Origin of the sequence: Pasteurella bettyae CCUG 2042 (assembly GCF_000262245.1) — a bacterium.
In the GTDB taxonomy this organism is placed as follows: Bacteria; Pseudomonadota; Gammaproteobacteria; order Enterobacterales; family Pasteurellaceae; genus Basfia; species Basfia bettyae.
In genome coordinates this window covers 84,598-104,461 of the sequence record NZ_AJSX01000022.1, presented here as the reverse complement: position 1 = coordinate 104,461, position 19,864 = coordinate 84,598, and the positions used below count along the sequence as shown (strand labels likewise).

16 protein-coding genes and 2 pseudogenes are annotated in these 19,864 nt (G+C 35.1%); 7 read left to right on the top strand and 11 right to left on the bottom strand.

The annotated features are described in order from the left end of the window. Window positions 1-114: 114 nt before the first annotated feature. From HMPREF1052_RS11495 to HMPREF1052_RS04595, 6 genes and pseudogenes are all read right to left on the bottom strand, one after another. A pseudogene (locus HMPREF1052_RS11495) lies at window positions 115-258 on the bottom strand (FAD-dependent oxidoreductase); the annotation flags it as partial. A 45-nt stretch (window positions 259-303) separates the two neighbouring features. Beyond that, the gene (locus HMPREF1052_RS04615) at window positions 304-1,110 is read right to left on the bottom strand and encodes a peptide ABC transporter ATP-binding protein (protein ID WP_005760025.1); all 807 of its coding nucleotides are present in this window, start codon (window positions 1,108-1,110) and stop codon (window positions 304-306) included. Between the two features lie 11 nt (window positions 1,111-1,121). Continuing rightward, window positions 1,122-2,177, bottom strand: coding sequence for a peptide ABC transporter ATP-binding protein (locus HMPREF1052_RS04610; protein ID WP_005760095.1), 1,056 nt, complete (start codon window positions 2,175-2,177; stop codon window positions 1,122-1,124). An 8-nt stretch (window positions 2,178-2,185) separates the two neighbouring features. After that, a complete protein-coding gene (locus tag HMPREF1052_RS04605) occupies window positions 2,186-3,073 on the bottom strand; it encodes an ABC transporter permease subunit (protein ID WP_005760140.1) in 888 nt (295 codons plus the stop codon). Next, the gene (locus tag HMPREF1052_RS04600; RefSeq protein WP_005760017.1) at window positions 3,063-4,028 is read right to left on the bottom strand and encodes an ABC transporter permease; all 966 of its coding nucleotides are present in this window, start codon (window positions 4,026-4,028) and stop codon (window positions 3,063-3,065) included. The genes HMPREF1052_RS04605 and HMPREF1052_RS04600 overlap by 11 nt, the downstream gene beginning before the upstream one ends. Further along, window positions 4,025-5,728: an ABC transporter substrate-binding protein gene (locus HMPREF1052_RS04595; RefSeq protein WP_005760134.1), complete on the bottom strand. Its 1,704-nt coding sequence runs from the start codon at window positions 5,726-5,728 to the stop codon at window positions 4,025-4,027. The genes HMPREF1052_RS04600 and HMPREF1052_RS04595 overlap by 4 nt, the downstream gene beginning before the upstream one ends. Before the next feature lie 169 nt (window positions 5,729-5,897). Here HMPREF1052_RS04595 and HMPREF1052_RS04590 point away from each other — a divergent pair, with 169 nt between their 5' ends. Further along, window positions 5,898-7,304, top strand: a complete 1,407-nt coding sequence (locus tag HMPREF1052_RS04590; protein WP_005760067.1) for a YcjX family GTP-binding protein — start codon at window positions 5,898-5,900, stop codon at window positions 7,302-7,304. Between the two features lie 102 nt (window positions 7,305-7,406). On the opposite strand, the gene gyrA is transcribed toward HMPREF1052_RS04590, so the two are convergent. The 5 genes from gyrA to HMPREF1052_RS04565 all read right to left on the bottom strand — a co-directional run bounded on the left by gyrA (window position 7,407) and on the right by HMPREF1052_RS04565 (window position 12,337). Further along, on the bottom strand, window positions 7,407-10,055 hold the full coding sequence (gyrA, locus tag HMPREF1052_RS04585; protein WP_005760100.1) for a DNA topoisomerase (ATP-hydrolyzing) subunit A: 2,649 nt from the start codon (window positions 10,053-10,055) through the stop codon (window positions 7,407-7,409). A gap of 119 nt (window positions 10,056-10,174) precedes the next feature. Then, window positions 10,175-10,603 (bottom strand): ferric iron uptake transcriptional regulator, encoded by a 429-nt coding sequence (fur, locus tag HMPREF1052_RS04580; RefSeq protein ID WP_005760113.1) that lies wholly within the window; start codon window positions 10,601-10,603, stop codon window positions 10,175-10,177. A gap of 18 nt (window positions 10,604-10,621) precedes the next feature. After that, the gene (fldA, locus tag HMPREF1052_RS04575) at window positions 10,622-11,146 is read right to left on the bottom strand and encodes a flavodoxin FldA (RefSeq protein WP_005760108.1); all 525 of its coding nucleotides are present in this window, start codon (window positions 11,144-11,146) and stop codon (window positions 10,622-10,624) included. An 8-nt stretch (window positions 11,147-11,154) separates the two neighbouring features. Further along, window positions 11,155-11,439 carry a LexA regulated protein gene (ybfE, locus tag HMPREF1052_RS04570; protein ID WP_005760020.1) on the bottom strand — a complete coding sequence of 95 codons (285 nt, stop codon included), beginning with the start codon at window positions 11,437-11,439 and terminating at the stop codon, window positions 11,155-11,157. Between the two features lie 121 nt (window positions 11,440-11,560). Then, window positions 11,561-12,337 carry an alpha/beta fold hydrolase gene (locus tag HMPREF1052_RS04565; RefSeq protein ID WP_005759991.1) on the bottom strand — a complete coding sequence of 259 codons (777 nt, stop codon included), beginning with the start codon at window positions 12,335-12,337 and terminating at the stop codon, window positions 11,561-11,563. Between the two features lie 94 nt (window positions 12,338-12,431). Here HMPREF1052_RS04565 and HMPREF1052_RS11650 point away from each other — a divergent pair. The 6 genes and pseudogenes from HMPREF1052_RS11650 to mepA all read left to right on the top strand — a co-directional run. Further along, window positions 12,432-12,488: pseudogene (locus HMPREF1052_RS11650) on the top strand (hypothetical protein); the annotation flags it as partial. 3 nt (window positions 12,489-12,491) lie between these two features. Further along, entirely contained in the window at window positions 12,492-13,070 is a 579-nt protein-coding gene (gene seqA / locus HMPREF1052_RS04560) for a replication initiation negative regulator SeqA (protein ID WP_370446581.1), read from the top strand. A gap of 2 nt (window positions 13,071-13,072) precedes the next feature. Then, window positions 13,073-14,458: an o-succinylbenzoate--CoA ligase gene (gene menE / locus HMPREF1052_RS04555; protein ID WP_005759983.1), complete on the top strand. Its 1,386-nt coding sequence runs from the start codon at window positions 13,073-13,075 to the stop codon at window positions 14,456-14,458. A gap of 5 nt (window positions 14,459-14,463) precedes the next feature. Next, window positions 14,464-17,826: a mechanosensitive channel MscK gene (gene mscK / locus HMPREF1052_RS04550; protein ID WP_005760145.1), complete on the top strand. Its 3,363-nt coding sequence runs from the start codon at window positions 14,464-14,466 to the stop codon at window positions 17,824-17,826. A 22-nt stretch (window positions 17,827-17,848) separates the two neighbouring features. After that, a complete protein-coding gene (gene aroC, locus HMPREF1052_RS04545) occupies window positions 17,849-18,928 on the top strand; it encodes a chorismate synthase (RefSeq protein WP_005760136.1) in 1,080 nt (359 codons plus the stop codon). 55 nt (window positions 18,929-18,983) lie between these two features. After that, window positions 18,984-19,847, top strand: coding sequence for a penicillin-insensitive murein endopeptidase (mepA, locus tag HMPREF1052_RS04540; protein WP_005760019.1), 864 nt, complete (start codon window positions 18,984-18,986; stop codon window positions 19,845-19,847). Window positions 19,848-19,864 lie beyond the last annotated feature (17 nt).

The window sequence follows — 19,864 nt, the reverse complement described above, 5'->3', positions numbered from 1 at the left end:
TGTTGCTATTTGGATATAAAAAGGCTCTCGTATGATTAATAAAAATTTTAGCATGTGATACCGCACTTTTATCTATTAAAATTAAAAAGAGAGCATAAGCTCTATTTTGTCGTTTTAGTGTAGTTTTAATGATGGGCGGATAAAGCGATTTAAACGACCAATAAGAATAATAAGACCCGTTTTAAAGCAACCATGTAGTTTTTGTTGATGTAGGCGATAGAGAGATATATAGGCTAATCTAGCAAAGCGTCCCTCAATTAGTTTTATACATATTAGATAGATATATCAGCATATTTTTATAGGCTAAGTTTGTGTATTTTGCCATGAACTATCAGTAAGTAGCTTACCAAAATAGCTTTCAATTAAGCGTTTTGTTATATCATTTTGGGGATGAGTAAGAATTTCTCTAGTTGAACCATATTCAATCATTTCCCCATTATCCATGACTAACAGTTGATCTGCACAATGTTTGATAATGCCTAAATGTTGACCTACATAAATATAAGAAAGTCCTAATCTTTCTTGTAAATCTAGTAATAAATTCGTTAGCTGCGTTTTTACGGAGGCATCTAGAAAACCAATAGCATCATCAATTATTATAATTTCAGGCTCCAATATGATTGCACGAGCAAGAGCAACACGTTGTTTTTGGCTCATTGTTAGTGTGTGAATAGGAATATTAGCATGTTCAGCTGATAGCCCCACTAAGTATAATGTATCAAATATACGTTCATTTCTGCCTTTTTCATTTAATGTTGTGAGCAATCTTAACGGATCATCTAAGGTTTGCCCCACGTTTAATCTCGGGTTAAATGCATTATTCGTGTCTTGGAATACCATTCTAATATGATTCGCTCGGCGTTGATAATCGCCATATACAAGAGAACTACCATTAAACAATATATTTCCTGAAGTTGGCTCAGTGATGCCAACAATCATTTTAGCCAAGGTTGATTTTCCAGAACCATTTTTGCCAATAATAGCAAGCATTTGCTTTTTTTCTAGAGTAAAACTAACATTTTGCACAGCTTTAACATCATTTTTACCGAACAGTCTAGATTTACGCCCGAAAGACTTAGATAATGATTGAACTTGTAATAATGAACTCATATTTTCCTCTTTTAACTAATTTTACTTTCAGAGCTTAATGTTAATGGGCTCATTATATATTTTTCTTTGCGAGGTGCTGTTTCCAATAAATTAAGTGGATAATGGCAGGCAAATTCATGTTGTTTAATATGACGTAAAGGCGGCTTTGTAATACATTTCTTTTGTGCAAAAGGACAACGTGGGCCTAATCTACAACCAATAGGCATTTGTTCTATTAATGGTACAGTTCCTTTTAAAGTATTTAATTTACTTTTTAATGGTAATGGTTGAGTAAAATCTGGTGTTGAATGTAATAATGCAGCCGTATATGGGTGATGTGGTGTTTCTAAAATATTTTCTTTTGGCCCTGATTCAGCATTTTGTCCACAATAAAGTACAGTGAAAGTATTACACCATTCACTAATTCCAGAAATATCATTACTAGCTAATAAAATAGAGGTTCCATTATTTTGATTCATACTGGAGAGTAATTTAAATATTTGTAGCTGTGTCGTGGGTTCTAATGAATTAGTTGGTTCATCCGCAATAAGTAATCGAGGCTGGTTAGCTATTGCAATAGCAATCATAACCTTTTGGCCTTCACCTTCAGTAATTTCATTTGGATAACTATTCATAATGTCTTGATGATCTTTTATCCCGACACGATGTAATAATTCAATTGCACGACGCTTTTTCCACCCAAACCAGTGCCAAATTTTACCCTTAAATGTCCAGGAGGGAATATTTTGGATGATTTGTTTGCCCACTTTTTTACTTGGATCTAAATAAGTAAGTGGTTCTTGGTAGATCATTGAAATTTCTTTGCCGACTAATTTACGACGTTTATAAGGACTTAGTTTGAGTAATTCTATGTCGTTAAATCGAAATCTATCGGCAGTAATAATCCAGCTATCTTTAAATGAATTACTGATGACTTTTGCAATAATACTTTTTCCTGAGCCTGATTCTCCAACGAGTCCACAAATATCGCCGTCATTTAAGGTGAGATCAACATTATCAACAATTTTAATTCGTCCATTTGGCGTATCAACTTCAATACTAAGGTTTCTGATATCTAATAATGCCATATTTGTACCTATTTATAATATTTTTCAATGGCTTTACTTATGCCTGTTCCTAGAATAATAACAATGAGAGAAGAAGTTATAATTGCAATACCTGGTAAGATCACAGTCCAAGGTGCGAGATAAATGAGTTCTAATGAATCTCTAATCATCGCTCCCCATTCAGGAGCAGGTCTCTGTGCACCCAAGGAAATAAAGCTAAGAGCACTAATATCAAGAATAGCAACAACAAATGCACGTGTCAGTTCTTTAATATAGTGTACGCTAATATTTGGCAAAATAGTTTCTTTTAATAATTCTATATTAGATGAACCATCTAGTTGTAACATAAGTACATATTCTTTTTTTAACTCTTGCTGAATCGCTTGATAAATTTCATGGATAAAGTGCGGTAATAAAGCTAAAAAAATAGCTAGCATTGCATTGAATAGACTTGCTTCCATGAGCGTTGCAATAATCATAGCAATTAATAAAATAGGGACTGATAAGAAAGCATCAAGAAAATGACTTAAAATTCTTGATCTTATTCCTGTAGACATTCCCGCGATGATGCCTAATATGCCACCTAAAATTCCTGTAAAGATAATGACAATTGTTGCGGAACCAAAGGTATATGTGACACCTGCAATTAAACGGCTTAGAAGATCACGTCCTATATCATCAGTACCAAAAAAATAGATGACTTCACCATCTGGAAACCAAGATGGGGGGATAAGTTCTTGTCCTATAAATTGTGTATTACTGTTGTAAGGTGTAATGAATGGACTAAGTATCGCTAATAAAATTAAACCAATGAAAGCATAAAGGCTAAACATGGTAATTCGAGAACGTCGAAAAATATACCAGATAGCTTTCACAGCTTCTGTGTTACGGAATTCATAAGGCTCTTTATCTTGCATACCAGCCCTTCTTATTAAATGGATCAAGAATGAATGTTAATATATCAGCAAATAGATTAATTAAAATAATAAATAAGCCGATAACCATTACTCCTGCAGAGATACTATTATAATCTTGTTGTGCAACAGCATCCATCATCCAACGACCAATCCCAGGCCACGCAAAAATTCCCTCAATTAACATACTTTGTGCTAATACAAATGTAACTAAACGAGGCATTAGAGGAATAAGAACGGGTAATGTGTTATGAATAATATATCTGGTCAATATTTTCCATGGAGACCAACCTTGGGTTAGTGATAATTTTACATAATTTTGTGACAAAATATATTCTGTCCGTTGTTGTACAAATTGCGTAATTTCCATGGTCGGTGAAATGGATAGTACTAAAGTTGGTAAAACTAAATGTTGGAATACATTTTGGATAACTTTGATCCGATAAGGTTCATCTATAAACCACACATCAATAGCAGTAAATCCTGTGATTGTGGGTATTTCATAGAGTAAATTGAAAGGACCTACAGCAGAAATTTCCCAATGATAAATCGCAGCGACATAGAGTAATAGTGGTCCGATCCAAAAAATCGGAACGGATAAACCTAAAGAAGAAAGTACTTTGATCGTTTTACCAAATGAGTTTTTATTTAGGTACGTTGCAGCCAGACCTAAAGGTAAACCAAATAAAAGGGCTAAAAACATAGCAAAGAAACATAATTCTAATGTGGGAGGAAGCACAGTAAGAATCAGAGTCAGTAGGGAATCACCACCATTGTATGTTATTCCAAAATCACCTTGTAATAAGTTTTTTACATAAACTAAATAACCTGAATAAAAATAAGGTTCAGCAAAGACTTGATTAACAGGATCCCGCATGAAAATAGTATAACTAACTAAACTTAAAATAAATAAGATAATAATAAATAGAAATATGCGGCGTAATAAAGAATAAATCATTTTTTATTTCCTTTTTCTAAGGAGAGTTTATCAAATGAAATACTACCAAATGGGTTCATACTCACGCCTTTAACCTTTGTATTAGATATTAAAATCCGTTTTACACTGGCAATTGGGATTATCGGCAATTCAGATAAAACTTGCTGTTCTGCAAGACGATAATCTATAGCACGTAAATTGGGATTTGGGCTAATCAATGCTCGATCAAGAATTTCTTCAAAACTTGATGAACACCAGTTAGAAATGTTAGTAATTTCATTTGTTGTTCTACAACTTAAAATAGGTCTCATGAAGCTATCTGGATCAAGGCTAACAGCAAGCCAGCCACCTAAAATAAGATCATAATTTTCATTATTATTACGTAGTTGTTCCATTAAAAAATTACGCGAAATTAACCGCACATTTACATCAACTCCAGCGCGTTTTAGATCATACTTTATAAGTTCAGCCATTTTTATCGGGGATGGATTATAAACCTGATCTTCATTTAATACCCACATTTCTAAGGTGAGTTTTTGATTAGCAAGAACTTTACGAGCTTTGACTGGCGAATAATCGTAAGCAAATGTTGGATTGTCCGCAATGCCTGCCCAAGAAACACTTGGAATAATACTATTGGCAACACTTGCAGTGTTGTAATAAATATCTTTAATAATTCGATGACGATTAATTGCTTGAGAAATAGCTCTACGCAATTCAATATCTTGCATTTGTGGACGTTTAAAATTAAATGCTAAGAAGGCTAAATTCATACCGTCTGTTAATGTTGTCTGGAAACGTTCTCCATCTTGACGCAATAAACCTAATTGGCTGACATCAGGAAAGGCAGCAATTTGACATTCTCCATTAAAGAATTTTGCCAAACGTCCTGTGCGATCTGGTGATAAATCAATAATAATATTTTGAATTTTAGCTTCTTTATTCCAATAGTCTTCGTTGCGGATAAGTCTGATATATTGGTTACGAAAATAATTTTTTAATTGATATGGACCTGTTCCTACAGGTAATAAATCTAATTGAATTAAATTATCATCCGAATTTAATTGAAGTGCATATTCATGAGAGAAAATAATAGCATATTGGCTGGCTAAATGAGACAGAATAGATGCATCTGGTGCAAATAATTGAATTTGTACGGTATAAGGATCTAGTGCGGTAACTTTTTCAATTTTTTTATTGAGCTTTATGCTATCAAAATAGGGAAATCTTGTTTTTTTAGCTAGCTCATGAAAAATTTGATATTGGCGGTTAGTATTATTTTCTTCATTATTGTTATCAAATTCAGGTAATGAAGTATCATGACCTAAAACACGATTTAAGGAATAAACAACATCATCTGAATTAAAATCACGGCTAGGTGTAAACCAAGGTGTGCTATGGAATTTAACCCCTTTACGCAAATGAATAGTAATTAATTTACCATCTTCAGAAATTTTATAAGATTCAGCAAGCGATGGTTCAAGTCGAGAGCTATTATTTCTGATTTCAAATAATTTATTATAGATTTGTTCTGTGACTACATTCATACTGGTTCCTGCATCCGCAGTTTGCGGATTAAATGAGAAGCCAGAACTATGTGTACAGTAAACTAGTCCATTTTCTGTTAATTCTTCAGGTACACGAGGTGCAGCTAATACAATTGATGGTAAGCTAATAAAAAGAAACAGAAAATGAATAAAAGCAATTTTTCTAATAAGCATATCAAAGTTATTCGTGATAAATTATAGGGGAATTTTAAAATATATTGATGAAATTGGCTATCTTTAATCTATTGGAATTCAGGGAAAAACGGTATTTTAAAGCATTTTATAAGATTGCGAATAAATCATCTGACATTTTTTATTGATACATTTTGGGAAAAATATTTATATGTTTCACAGCATTCAAAGAGAAGTAAATCAATTTATTAATCGTGGTTTAGATCGAACTTTGCGTATTGCGATTACAGGTTTGAGTCGAAGTGGTAAAACTGCTTTTATTACTAGCTTAATTAATCAATTAACGAGTATTGATGGTATCACAAACCAACATCTGCCATTGTTTGAAGCTGTACGTAATAAAAATATTGTGGGTGTGAAGCGTATACCTCAAGTGAATTTGAGTATTCCTCGGTTTGATTATGAAAGTAATCTTAATGCTCTGATGAGTCAACCCCCTAAATGGCCAGAGTCAACACGTGGAGTAAGCGAAACTCGTTTAGCTATTCGATATTATAATCAAGGAATTCTTAGCCACATTAAAGAAAAGGGGACATTATATGTGGATATTTTTGATTATCCTGGAGAATGGTTATTAGATTTACCTTTATTAGATTTAAATTATCAAAAATGGTCAATGGAACAAGCGCACATATACCAAGGTAGACGTGTTGAGCTTTCACAAGTTTGGTTGAATAAAGTCAAAAAATTGGATTTAACGGCAATTGCTAATGAAGATATGTTGGCTCAAATTGCGAAAGATTACACCGATTACTTACAAGCTTGTAAGGCACAAGGTTTGCATTTTATTCAGCCTGGTCGTTTTGTGCTTCCAGGTGAATTAGAAGGGGCTCCTGCATTACAATTTTTTCCTTTATCTCATTTATCGGAACAACAATGGCATCATCTTAGAAATACTTGTAAATCAAATAGTTATTTTAGTATATTAACTCAACGTTACGACTATTATCGCAATAAAATAGTAAAAGGTTTCTATGAAAATTACTTTGCCAATTTTGATCGGCAAGTTATTTTAGCAGATTGTTTAACACCAATTAATCATGGTCATCAAGCCTTTACAGATATGCAAGAAGGGCTACAACAACTCTTTAAGAATTTTCACTATGGTAAACGTACTTTACTTAATCGGTTATTCTCACCACGGATAGACAAACTAATGTTTATTGCTACGAAAGCTGATCATATTACGACTGATCAATTGCCTAATTTAGTCAGTTTAATGCGTCAACTTGTACAAGATGGTGGGCGTCATGCAGAATTTGAAGGTATTGAAACAGAATATACAGCGATAGCTGCAATTCGTGCGACTCAACAAGTTATTGTGAATCAAAATGGTAAGAGCATAAAAGCGGTGCAAGGTGTTCGTTCTAGAGATAAACAAAAGATTACAATCTATCCTGGTTCAGTTCCAAGTAAATTACCAAGTGCTGATTTTTGGGAAACGCAACGTTTTGAATTTGATCATTTTGAACCACAGCATCTAGAAAATGGTGATATTATTCCTCATTTAAGAATGGATTCAGTACTACAGTTTTTACTGGCAGATAAATTGCGCTAAAAGTGCGGTCAAAATTTTAAAAATTTGTCCCGCACTTTTATGATAGAAAAAGGCTAGTTTATACTAGCCTTTTGAGTGATGATATTTATTAGATTTAGAATCTTATTCTGAGACATCAATGTCAACAGTATCAAAATCTTCCTCTGCTTCAGCAACACGTTCTAAGCTTACCACCTGTTCTTCTTCTGCGGTACGGATCAAACGCACACCTTGAGTATTACGGCCGACGATACTTACTTCACTTACACGAGTACGAACTAAAGTCCCTGCATCAGTAATCAGCATAATTTGATCTGTTTCTTCAACTTGCGTTGCAGCCACAACTTTACCATTACGCTCACTGACTTTAATTGAGATTACACCTTTAGTATTACGTGATTTCGTTGGATATTCAGCCAGTTGAGTACGTTTACCGTAACCATTTTGTGTCGCAGTTAATATCGCACCTTCATTTTTTGGCACGACTAATGAAACCACTTTATCAACATTTAGATCTAAAGATTCTTCTGCATTATCATCAGAAATTTCTTCAATTTCTACCGCACTTTCATCATCAGATAAATCATTAGTTAAGGCAAGTTTAATACCACGAACACCCGTTGCCGTACGTCCCATTGCACGAACTGCAGTTTCTGCAAAACGTACTACACGGCCTTGTGATGAGAACAACATGATTTCATTTGAACCATCAGTGATATCTACGCCAATTAATTCATCTTCATCACGTAAATTCACGGCAATAATACCATTTGCACGAGGGCGGCTGAATTCAGTTAAGGCAGTTTTCTTCACTATACCGCCAGCAGTTGCCATAACCACAAATTTATCTTCATCATAACCTGCGATTGGAAGGATTGCAGTGATACGTTCATTATCTTCTAAAGGAAGAATATTGACGATTGGACGTCCACGTGAGCCACGACTTGCTTCTGGTAATTGATATACTTTTAGCCAGTATAAACGCCCACGGCTTGAGAAACAGAGAATTGTGTCATGCGTATTGGCAACCAATAAACGTTCGATGAAGTCTTCTTCTTTCATCTTCGTTGCAGATTTACCTTTACCACCACGACGTTGAGCTTCATAATCAGCAAGTGGTTGATATTTCACATAACCTTCATGAGAAAGTGTTACAACAACATCTTCTTGAGCAATTAAGTCCTCAAGGTTAATATCACCTGATGCCGCAGTAATTTCAGTACAACGTGCATCATTATAAGTGTCTTTGACAAGTTCTAATTCTTCTCGAATCACTTCATTTAAGCGAATCGCACTCGTTAAAATATGAATCAACTCACCAATTTGAACAAGAATTTCGTGGTATTCTTCCACAATTTTTTCATGTTCTAAACCTGTCAAACGATGTAAACGCAATTCTAAAATAGCACGAGCTTGAGTATCAGATAAGAAATATTGCCCGTTATGTACACCTAATTCAGCAGCTAAGCCATCTGGACGAGATGAGTCTACACCAGCAGCTTCCAACATTGGGGCAACGTTACCTAAATTCCAAGAACGAGCAAGTAATGCTTCACGAGCTTCATCCGCAGTTTTCGAAGCACGAATAAGTTCAATAACAGGATCAATATTGGCGAGAGCAATAGCTAAGCCTTCTAAAATATGAGCACGTTCACGCGCTTTACGTAGTTCATATACAGTACGTCGAGTAACCACTTCACGACGGTGTTTTACGAAAGCCTCAATAATTTGTTTTAAATTGAAAAGTTTTGGTTGTCCATGGTCTAATGCTACCATGTTAATACCAAAGGTGATTTGCATTTGCGTTAATGCATAAAGGTTATTTAAAACGACTTCACCTACAGTATCACGTTTAATATCTATTTCTAAACGGATACCTTCTTTACTTGAAAGATCTAAGATACCACTGATACCTTCAATTTTTTTATCTCGAACTAATTCGCCAATTTTTTCTACTAATTTGGCTTTATTGACTTGGTATGGAATTTCAGTAATGATGATTTGTTCACGACCTTTATCGTTAGTTTCTACACTTGCTTTTGCACGTACGTAAACTTTACCACGACCCGTTTTATAAGCTTCTTCGATACCTTTACGACCATTAATTAATGCTGCAGTAGGGAAGTCTGGGCCTGGAATAAACTGCATTAATTCGTCAATACTAATATTTTCGTTATCCATGTAAGCTAAGCAACCATCCATGACTTCACCTAAATTATGTGGTGGAATATTGGTTGCCATACCAACAGCAATACCAGAAGAACCATTTACTAATAAAGCGGGGATCTTTGTTGGTAATACGTCAGGGATCATTTCTTTGCCGTCATAGTTAGGCGAGAAATCAACGGTTTCTTTATCTAAGTCAGTAAGTAATTCTTGTGTGATTTTTTGCATGCGCACTTCAGTATAACGCATTGCAGCAGGGGCATCGCCATCAATTGAACCAAAGTTACCTTGACCATCGACCAACATATAACGAAGTGAAAATGGCTGAGCCATACGCACGATAGTATCATATACCGCACTATCTCCATGAGGGTGGTATTTACCGATAACATCACCTACCACACGAGCGGATTTTACATAAGCTTTATTGTAAGTGTTGCCACTTTGATTCATAGAGAATAAAACACGGCGGTGAACTGGTTTTAAACCATCACGCACATCAGGTAATGCACGTCCGACAATAACAGACATTGCATAATCGAGATAGGAAGATTTTAGTTCTTCTTCAATACTAACAGGGGTTATATCTTGGACTAATTCAGTCATTTACATATCCTAATTTTCTTATGAAAAATTAGGCAAATTATAGCACAAAAAGCATCATTTCTCTAAAATAATTTTGTAAAAAAAGCCCGAATAAATCGGGCTTCAATTTTCTAATTTAGTCATTTACCACATTTCTCAATATCTGAACATTTTCCATAAAGATATAAGCTATGATTTTGTAATTTAATACCATGTTCTTTACTGATTTCTTGTTGACGCTGTTCGATGACTTCATCATTGAATTCAAAAACTTTACCACAGTCTACACAAATAATATGATCATGGTGTTCTGTTGGAGCCAGCTCAAATACTGATTTGTTACCTTCAAAATTATGGCGAGTTAAAATGTGAGCTTCGTCAAATTGGTTCAATACACGGTATACCGTTGCTAAACCAATTTCTTCGCCTTTTTCTAAAAGAATTTTATATACATCTTCAGCAGAGAAGTGTTGCATTTTATGTTCTTGCATTAAGGCTAAAATAGTGAGACGAGGCTCTGTAATTTTTAAACCAGCCTTTTTTAATAGTTGTATATTTTCTTCAGACATTTTATTCTCCCCATATGGTTAAGCTAATTCTGCTAAACACATTTCATCGTAAACTTGTTTAACCCAAGTAGTTACGCGTTCATTGGTTAATTCTGGTTGGCGATCTTCATCAATACATAAACCAACAAATGTATTATCATTAATTAATGCACGTGAAGATTCAAATGTATAGCCTTCTGTTGACCAATTACCTACTACAATTGCTCCACGTTGTTCAACAATATCACGCACTGTACCCATTGCATCACAGAAATAATCAGCATAATCTTCTTGGTCTCCACAACCAAAAATGGCTACTAATTTATCTGTAAAATCAATTTGTTCTAAAGTAGGAAAGAAATCGTCCCAATCTGCTTGAGCTTCTCCATAATACCAAGTAGGAATGCCAAGCATTAGAAAATCATATGCTTCGATATCTTCTTTTGTTGTTTTTGCAATATCACGGATATCAACTAATTCATTACCTAATTGTTTTTGGATCATTTTAGCAATATTTTCTGTATTGCCTGTATCGCTGCCATAAAATAAACCAACAATAGCCATTCTTTTTCTTACCTATTTTTTTCAATACTAAAATAATTTTGTAAAATTTTTTCAATCACTTCCGCTCTGCTAAGGCGAAGTTGAGATGCTAAATCTTCTAATTGCTGAACTAAATCAGTATGTAATTTCAATTCTACTCGTTTTAAACCACTAGATTTATCACGTTTAAGTTGATTACGTTTGTTAATTCTGATTTGTTGTTCGCGACTCAGTGGATTTGTTTTAGGGCGTCCAACTTTCGGAATGTTAGCGAACAGATCTAAAGTTATACAATCTGAGTCTTGTTTTGCCATATTTCAAATCACTGAAATTATCAAAGAACAAATCATTCTCACCTTGAGAATGATTTTCTTCTTTATGAAAATATGTCGAACTATATCATAAAATCCATACAAATTAAATAGGATTTACCGATTAATTTAATGCTAAAAATCGTTCTATTGTGCTTATTACTAAGTGGGGTTTTTCTGCATGTATCCAATGCCCACAGCCAGCAATAGTAAATGAGGTTGCATGAGGAAATTGCTGTAGAATTTGCTGAGTGTATTCTGGTAATAAGTAGTTAGAATTGCCCCCTTTGATAAAGAGTGTAGACTTATCAAAATAGACAGGATTCCAGCCCATAATATAGGAATAATTTTGATAAAGTGCGGTCAAATTAAAGCGAAATTTTTCAGTTGCACTAGCATCAAAAGATTTTAACATAAATTGAATGATGCTCTGATCCTCAATATGTTGTTCTAAAATCGGTTTGGCTTGTTGACGAGATTGAGCTTCAGCTTGTTTTACAGCATTTAATCCAGCAAATACATTTTCATGCCAACCTTGTCCATAGACGATCGGTCCAATATCAATGCAAATCAGTTTATCAATAAGATCTGGGCGTAAATCTGCAACTTTCATAGCTGTTTTTCCGCCCATAGAATGCCCTACTAAAATACAATGTGTAATTTGCAAATATTCAAGGAGAACAATGACATCTTTAGCCATTACATCATAGGTCATGTCTGGTGCATGAAAACTATGTCCATGGTTACGTAAATCAATGCGCAAAATATTGTAATTCTCACTAAAGGCACGTGCAATTACACCAAGATTATTCATATCGCCAAATAGACCATGAATAAAGACTATAGTTTGTGAATTAGCAGGTTGTTTTAGTTGATGAAAGTTATGATTAAGTAATTGCATAGTTTGATAATTTTTGCATAGAGTATTTGTAAATAAATGGTTATAATGATAAAAATTCCGTCTTGGATCAAGTCATTTGTTGAGAGAAGATAATATGAAAATTATTGAAGTAGATGAAGAACTTTATCAATATATTGCGAGTCAGACACAATCAATTGGTGAAAGTGCCTCTGATATTTTACGTCGGCTGCTAAATTTATCCTCATCTAGCGTAAGTTCTACCGCTCTTGATTTTGCTCAACCGAAAGAGACAATAGTGGCAGAAAAAGCGTTATTGAGCAAAAAAGCTCATGAGCTAGATGATTCTAAGGTGGCTGTTGAAGCACCGGTGAAAGTGACAACAAAAAAACAATCAGAACAATCTATTCAACAGGTTGTGACTAAAGTTCAGAATTTGTTAGATTCAAAAAGTTTTCAAGAAGAGTCAAAGGCTGTCGTACGTTTTTTAGCTATTTTGTCCGTTCTTTATCGTACTAACCCTGAAAGTTTTGCTCAGGCTACAGAGCAAGAAACTTCGCAAGGTCGTACACGGACTTATTTTGCTCGTGATGAGGCAACTTTGTTAGCTGCGGGTAACCATACTAAGCCTCGTCAAATTCCTGATACGCCATATTGGGTAATCACCAATACTAATAGTGGACGTAAAATGTTGATGTTGGAGCGTGCAATGCAGTTTATGCATTTGCCAGAACAATTGATCGATCAAGTGAGACCATTTTTTACTGCAAATTAATTATGAGTTTTCTTTGGCAGCAATATGCTGAATTAGAACAGTTTAAACATAAAATCGCCTTGCGAGATTTTTCGCAGGGCGAAGTTTTTACTTGGCAACAGATTAATAGCCGTATTCAATGTGCTTTACAAACATTGCGAGATCACTCCTTACAGCCTGGGCAAGGCATTGCATTGTGTGGCAAAAATAGCCTAGATATAGTATGTTATTATTTAGCAGGTTTACAATTAGGATTACGAGTATTAATGCTTAATCCTGCTTTTACAGCGGAAAAAATTAGCCAATTATGTAAAGTTAATAAAATAACTTATTGCCTTTTTTTTAGTTCCCAATTAGACAGACTTGAATTAACCCAAAATTTTTCTGAAACTGACCGCAGTTTTGACTTAAACGAGGGATATACTCTCACGCTAACATCAGGTTCAACAGGTTTACCTAAGGCAGTAGTGCATAATATTAATGCTCATTTGGCAAATGCAGAAGGCGTATGTGAATTAATGCATTTTGGTTGCCAAGATAGTTGGTTATTGTCCTTACCTTTGTATCATGTTTCTGGTCAAGGTGTAATTTGGCGTTGGTTGAATGTAGGCGCTGAATTACATTTAGCAGGAAGTGATTTTTATGCTTCAGTATTACATGCAACACATGTTTCTTTAGTACCAACACAGTTACAGCGTTTGTTAACTTATCTTTCAGCATCCCAAATTGATAAATATCATACTAAACATATTTTATTAGGGGGCTCACAAATTCCAGTTGATTTAACTTCTCAACTTAAGTCATTTGATATTCAGTGTTATTCTGGTTATGGTATGACGGAGATGGCATCTACGGTATTTGCTAAAAAAAGTGATGGAAAGGTTGGTGTTGGTCAAGCGTTGAAAGGCCGTGAATATCAATTGGTAGATCAAGAAGTATGGTTGAAGGGCGCAGGGCTTGCCAGTGGTTATTGGATAGAAAATCATATTCAATCATTGACTAATCCTCAAGGGTGGTTTCAGACTCGAGATAAAGCACAATGGCTTGATGATGAACTAGTTATTTTAGGGCGTTTAGATAATATGTTTATTTCTGGCGGTGAGAATATTCAACCTGAAGATATTGAAAAATGTATTCAACGTCATGTTTCCGTCGCTCAAGTGTTTATTTTACCCAAAGACGATCCCGAATTTGGGCAACGACCTGTTGCGATGGTTCAATTTCATCCCGCTTATGAATTTAAAAGTGCGGTAGAAAATTTAAAAATTTGGTTATCAGATAGAATAGAAAAATTTAAACAACCTATAATCTATTTCCCTTTAGATGTAGAAAAATATCAGCAACAAGGTAGTATCAAAATCTCACGTAGTTTGCTTAAAGCTGAATTAGTTAAGTTATTAGGAAATTAAAATCCATGTTAAAACATTCTCGTTCCTTTTTGTTTAGTATTGGCTTATTGCTTACTTTTGTAAGTAATGTTTTTGCCGTTGAACTTCCCACTGAAAAGTCATTACAATCACAAATAGATACGCTACAAAAAGAAGAGCAGACTGAAACAGTTAAGAGCACTCTGCAAAATTTGCAAGATACGCAAAATTTGTTAGGTCAGCTTACTAAGCAAAAAGCAGATACCGATCAGTTACGTAAAGATATTGATAATTCAGCAAAATCTTTAGCTGAAAGTAAAAGTAATATTGAAAAATTAACGGCACAAGAGAAAACTTCTGAGCAGTTAAAAGCTGAATTTTCAAAATTAAGTACATCAGTATTACAAGCTAAAAGTGTTGATACATTAAATCAGTTGCAAAGCTTGCAAACGCAATTGACTTCACTAAATGCAAATTTATCTAGTCAGAAGACTGCGCCAGAGCGTACTCAAGCAGCATTGGCAGAAAATTTAAAGAATATTCAAACGATTAATGAAAAATTATCTGATGTAAATCTTGATAACACCTTACGCACTAAATTAGTCACTGAACAAGCATTAGCCGAAGCGAAAAATGCATATAATCAAGTCTTGTTATCAGGAAATGAGGCCCTTACTGCATTATATACTAGCCAAGTCAACGAAAAGAATTTAGCTCAGCAGCAACTACAGCTTGAATTAACAGCATTACAAGATGCTATCAACGAGAAAAATTTACAGCAATCTCAGCAGCAAGCAGAGAAAGCTGCGGAGTCTCAGCAAAAAAATGTCACTACAGATACGAATCCTGTCATAGTACATGAATTAGAACTTAATACGATTGTAACTAAAGAGCTTCTAGAACAAACCAGTAAATATAATGAATTATCGCAAGATAATTTACGTATTAAAGGCATTTTAGATAACTTACAACAAACTCAACATAATATTGAAGAACAGATTAGTGCTTTACAAGGGACATTGGTACTTTCACGTATTATCAATAAGCAAAAACAAGCTTTACCACAAGACTCAATGATTAAAGGGTTGTCAAAACAAATTGCTGATCTTCGTGTAAGAATTTTTGATGTGACGGAGTTTAAAAACAATTCAGGAAATACGGAAACCTATATCGCAAATCTTGAAAAATCAGAGAAGGTCACATTCACTAACAGTGAGAAAAAACAATTACAAGAGATTTTGTTGAGTCGTGAGAAATCGCTCACCGATCTGTTAAAACAGTTAAATAGCCAGTTAAATGTATCAATTAATTTGGAATTAAATCAACAACAAGTACAAACTATTAGTGATACTTTACAGGAAAAATTAAAACAGCAAAGCTTTTGGGTGAAAAGCAATAATAATATTGATTTAAAATGGTTTTCAGAAGCACCGCTACTAATTAAATTTCAATTGAGAGAAATTGGCAAAATTTTTGATTTTTCCAATTGGAAAGACAATCTCGCTCCAGCCATGTCTTGGATTTTATTATTAGTCGTCTTAACTATGCTTATTCTTAGAAAGAAAAATGCAATTAAGCAACGATTAAATCATATTAATAATAAAATTAAATCTATTGGTACTGATAATCATTGGAATACACCGTTGGCAATTTTTTGGACATTAATTTTATGTCTGCCAAGTACATTTATGTTTTTGGCTGTATTTATCTTTGTTACCTATATTTGTTTTCAAGATCCTGCCCCAGCATGGCCTTGGGGATTGAAGATGTCCTTTTATTGGTTATATTTTGCCTTTTTGTTAGCGATGTTACGTCCAAATGGAATTGCCTATAGCCATTTTGGCATGCCAAGACAAAGTAATGAAACTTTCCGTAATATTTTAAAACGTTCAGTATGGGTCATTGCATTAATGCTGAATATCTCTATTTTCACCAATTTGGATATGGGGGTAACTTACGACGTTATTGGTCAGGTGATGACAATTATTATGTTAGTGGTCACCATTTTTATTGTTGCACCAGCATTTAGAAAAGCGATTTCCGATTACCAAAAAGAAACAAAAGAAGAAAAGAAAAGTGCTGCGGTTTATTCTCTTTATGCCGTCCGAGCGATTTTGTTATTAGCACCGATTATTTTAATTGTGCTGATTGCTTGTGGTTATTACTATACGGGATTAGTGATTATTGAACATTTAGTAGCAACGTATTTTGCTGCTATGAGTTGGGTTATTTTCCGCAACATTGTCAGACGTGGATTTGCTGTGACAGCTCGTCGTTTGGCGGCAAAACGTTTACAAGAGAAACGGGAACAAGCAAGATTACGTGCTGAAGCAAATGAGAATGCAGAGTCTGATGGTGGAGAAGTCGCACTAGAAGTTAAAGAGGAAACCTTAGCAGTCAGTGAAGTTAAACACCAAATTTCCAAAATCACGGATTTCTTATTATGGTTTGTGTTATTTGGCTTAATGTATTGGGTTTGGTCGGATCTCGTCACTGTAGCCTATTATCTTGATGGTGTGACGTTATGGAAACAATCGGTAGTTACTGAAACTGGTACGGTTATGGAATCCGTGACATTATTTAATTTACTGATTGCAGTTTTAGTTCTTTTTGCAACTTATGTCTTAATTCGCAATATTGGTGGGTTACTTGAAGTTTTTGTTTTTTCCAATTTGGAATTATCGCAAGGTACTCCATATACCATCACAACATTATTGACCTATATTATTATTGCATTAGGTGCAACCCTAGCCTTCGGCACTTTAGGGATGTCTTGGTCGAAATTACAATGGTTATTTGCCGCACTTTCTGTGGGGTTAGGCTTTGGTATGCAAGAGATTTTTGCTAATTTTGTATCAGGGATTATTATTTTATTTGAACGTCCAGTACGTATTGGCGATCAGATTACTATTGGCGAATTTACAGGAACCGTATCAAGAATTAAGATTCGTGCCACAACCTTAATTGACTATGATAAGAAAGAAATTATTGTTCCTAATAAAGCTTTTGTGACTGAGCGTATTGTTAACTGGGCATTGACCACTTCTGTGACAAGAGTGGTGATTTCGGTCGGTGTGGCTTATGGATCAGATCTTGAATTAGTTCGTAATTTATTATTACAAGCGGCTGAAGAAAACGACAAAGTATTGAAAGAGCCTAAAGCGTTACAACCTATGGCATATTTTTTAACTTTTGGGGCAAGTACGCTAGATCATGAATTACGTGTTTATGTGGGAGATTTGATTGATCGTACGAGAACCCTTGATGCCTTAAATAGACGTATTCATGAATTATTTGCAGAACATAATATTGAAATCGCATTTAACCAATTAGATGTGTTTATTAAAAATCAAGAGACCAATGAAGAAGTGAAAGTTGGATCTGAAAAATTTCCCTTAAAAAATCTATAATCTTATAAAAAAGGAACACAACATGGCAGGAAATAGTATTGGTCAATTATTTAGAGTCACAACATTTGGTGAATCTCATGGTGTAGCATTAGGTTGCATTGTCGATGGTGTGCCACCAGGATTAGCAATTTCAGAGGCAGATATTCAACTCGATTTAGATCGCCGTAAACCTGGAACGTCGCATTATACTACAGCTCGCCGTGAGGCTGATGAAATTCAAATTTTATCAGGTGTTTTTGAAGGCAAGACTACGGGTACTAGCATTGGAATGATCATTAAAAATGCTGATCAACGTTCCAACGATTATAAGGATATTATGAATAAATTCCGCCCTGGACATGCGGATTATACTTATCAGCAGAAATATGGTCTTCGAGATTATCGTGGTGGTGGTCGTTCATCAGCTCGTGAAACCGCTATGCGCGTGGCTGCTGGGGCAATAGCAAAAAAATATTTACGTGACAATTTTGCTATTGAAGTCCGTGGGTTTTTATCGCAGATAGGCCCGATTAAAATTGAAAAACAGGAGCTCACTAAAATTGACTGGGAACAAGTAAATAGCAATCCATTTTTTTGTCCTGATCAAAGTTCGGTAGAAAAATTCGAAAATTTAATTCGTGAGCTTAAAAAAGAAGGCAATTCCATTGGTGCTAAGCTAACGGTGGTGGCAGAAAATGTACCTGTAGGCTTAGGTGAACCTGTATTCGATCGTTTAGATGCTGAACTTGCCTATGCATTAATGGGCATTAATGCGGTAAAAGCTGTAGAAATTGGTGATGGTTTTGATGTGGTTGAGCAAAAAGGTACAGAACATCGTGATGAAATGATTCCTGGAGGATTTTTATCAAATCATGCAGGCGGTATTCTTGGTGGAATTAGTAATGGTCAACCGATTATTGCCACAATCGCTTTAAAACCTACCTCAAGTATTACGATCCCTGGTAGAACTGTGAATTTAAATAATGAGCCAGTCGAGCTGATCACTAAAGGTCGTCATGATCCTTGTGTCGGCATTCGAGCTGTACCTATTGCGGAAGCTATGGTGGCGATTGTATTATTAGACCATCTTCTTAGACATAAGGCACAATGTGGCTTAAAATAAACAAAGTAGCAAAAAGTGCGGTTATTTTCCGCATATTTATAGATGCCCATAAATCATGAATAGATATATAAAAATTTTCTGTTTTTTGACCGCACTAATTGGCTTAGTGAGCTCAATACAGGCGACGCCACAAGATTGGCAAAATATCAAACGTCCGATTCCAACTAATGATGGTAAGCCCCAACCTATAGGTTCTTACAGTAATGGTTGCATTTTAGGTGCAGTGCCAATGCCAGCAAAAGGTGAGGGTTTCCAAGTGATCCGAATGAATAAAAATCGTTTCTATGGACACCCTGATATGATTAGCTATTTAGAACGATTAGGTAAAAAAGTGAAACACGCCGGTTTACCGACCATGTTAATTGGCGATATCGCTATGCCTGGTGGGGGGCGGTTTCTAACGGGGCATGCGAGTCATCAAATGGGCTTAGATGCGGATATTTGGTTACGAATGGGGACGTTATCTGATAATGATGCTCAAAATTCAGATGGTAAAGGATTACTTGTGGTTAATCCAGCCACTCAGCGAGTAGATGAGCATATCTGGAATGTTAACCATTTTAATTTAATTAAGTTAGCTGCTCAGGATAATAATGTTGCCCGTATTTTTGTGAACCCAGCAATTAAAGTTAAACTTTGCCAGACTGAGCATGGTGATCGTAGTTGGTTAAGAAAAATTCGTCCTTGGTTCGGGCATGATTCCCATTTCCATGTGCGTATTCTGTGTCCTCAGGGAGCAACTTATTGTGAAAATCAAGATCCCGTTCCTTTAGGTGATGGTTGTGGTGCTGAACTATATTCATGGTTTGAACCGAAAAAGCCATCAACTGCTATACCGAAAAAGAAAGTTCTGCCACCAGAGCCTTTTTTATGTCAGCAAGTATTAAATTCACCAAACCGTAGTGAATGGGTAGATTAATTAACCATTGTTAAAAG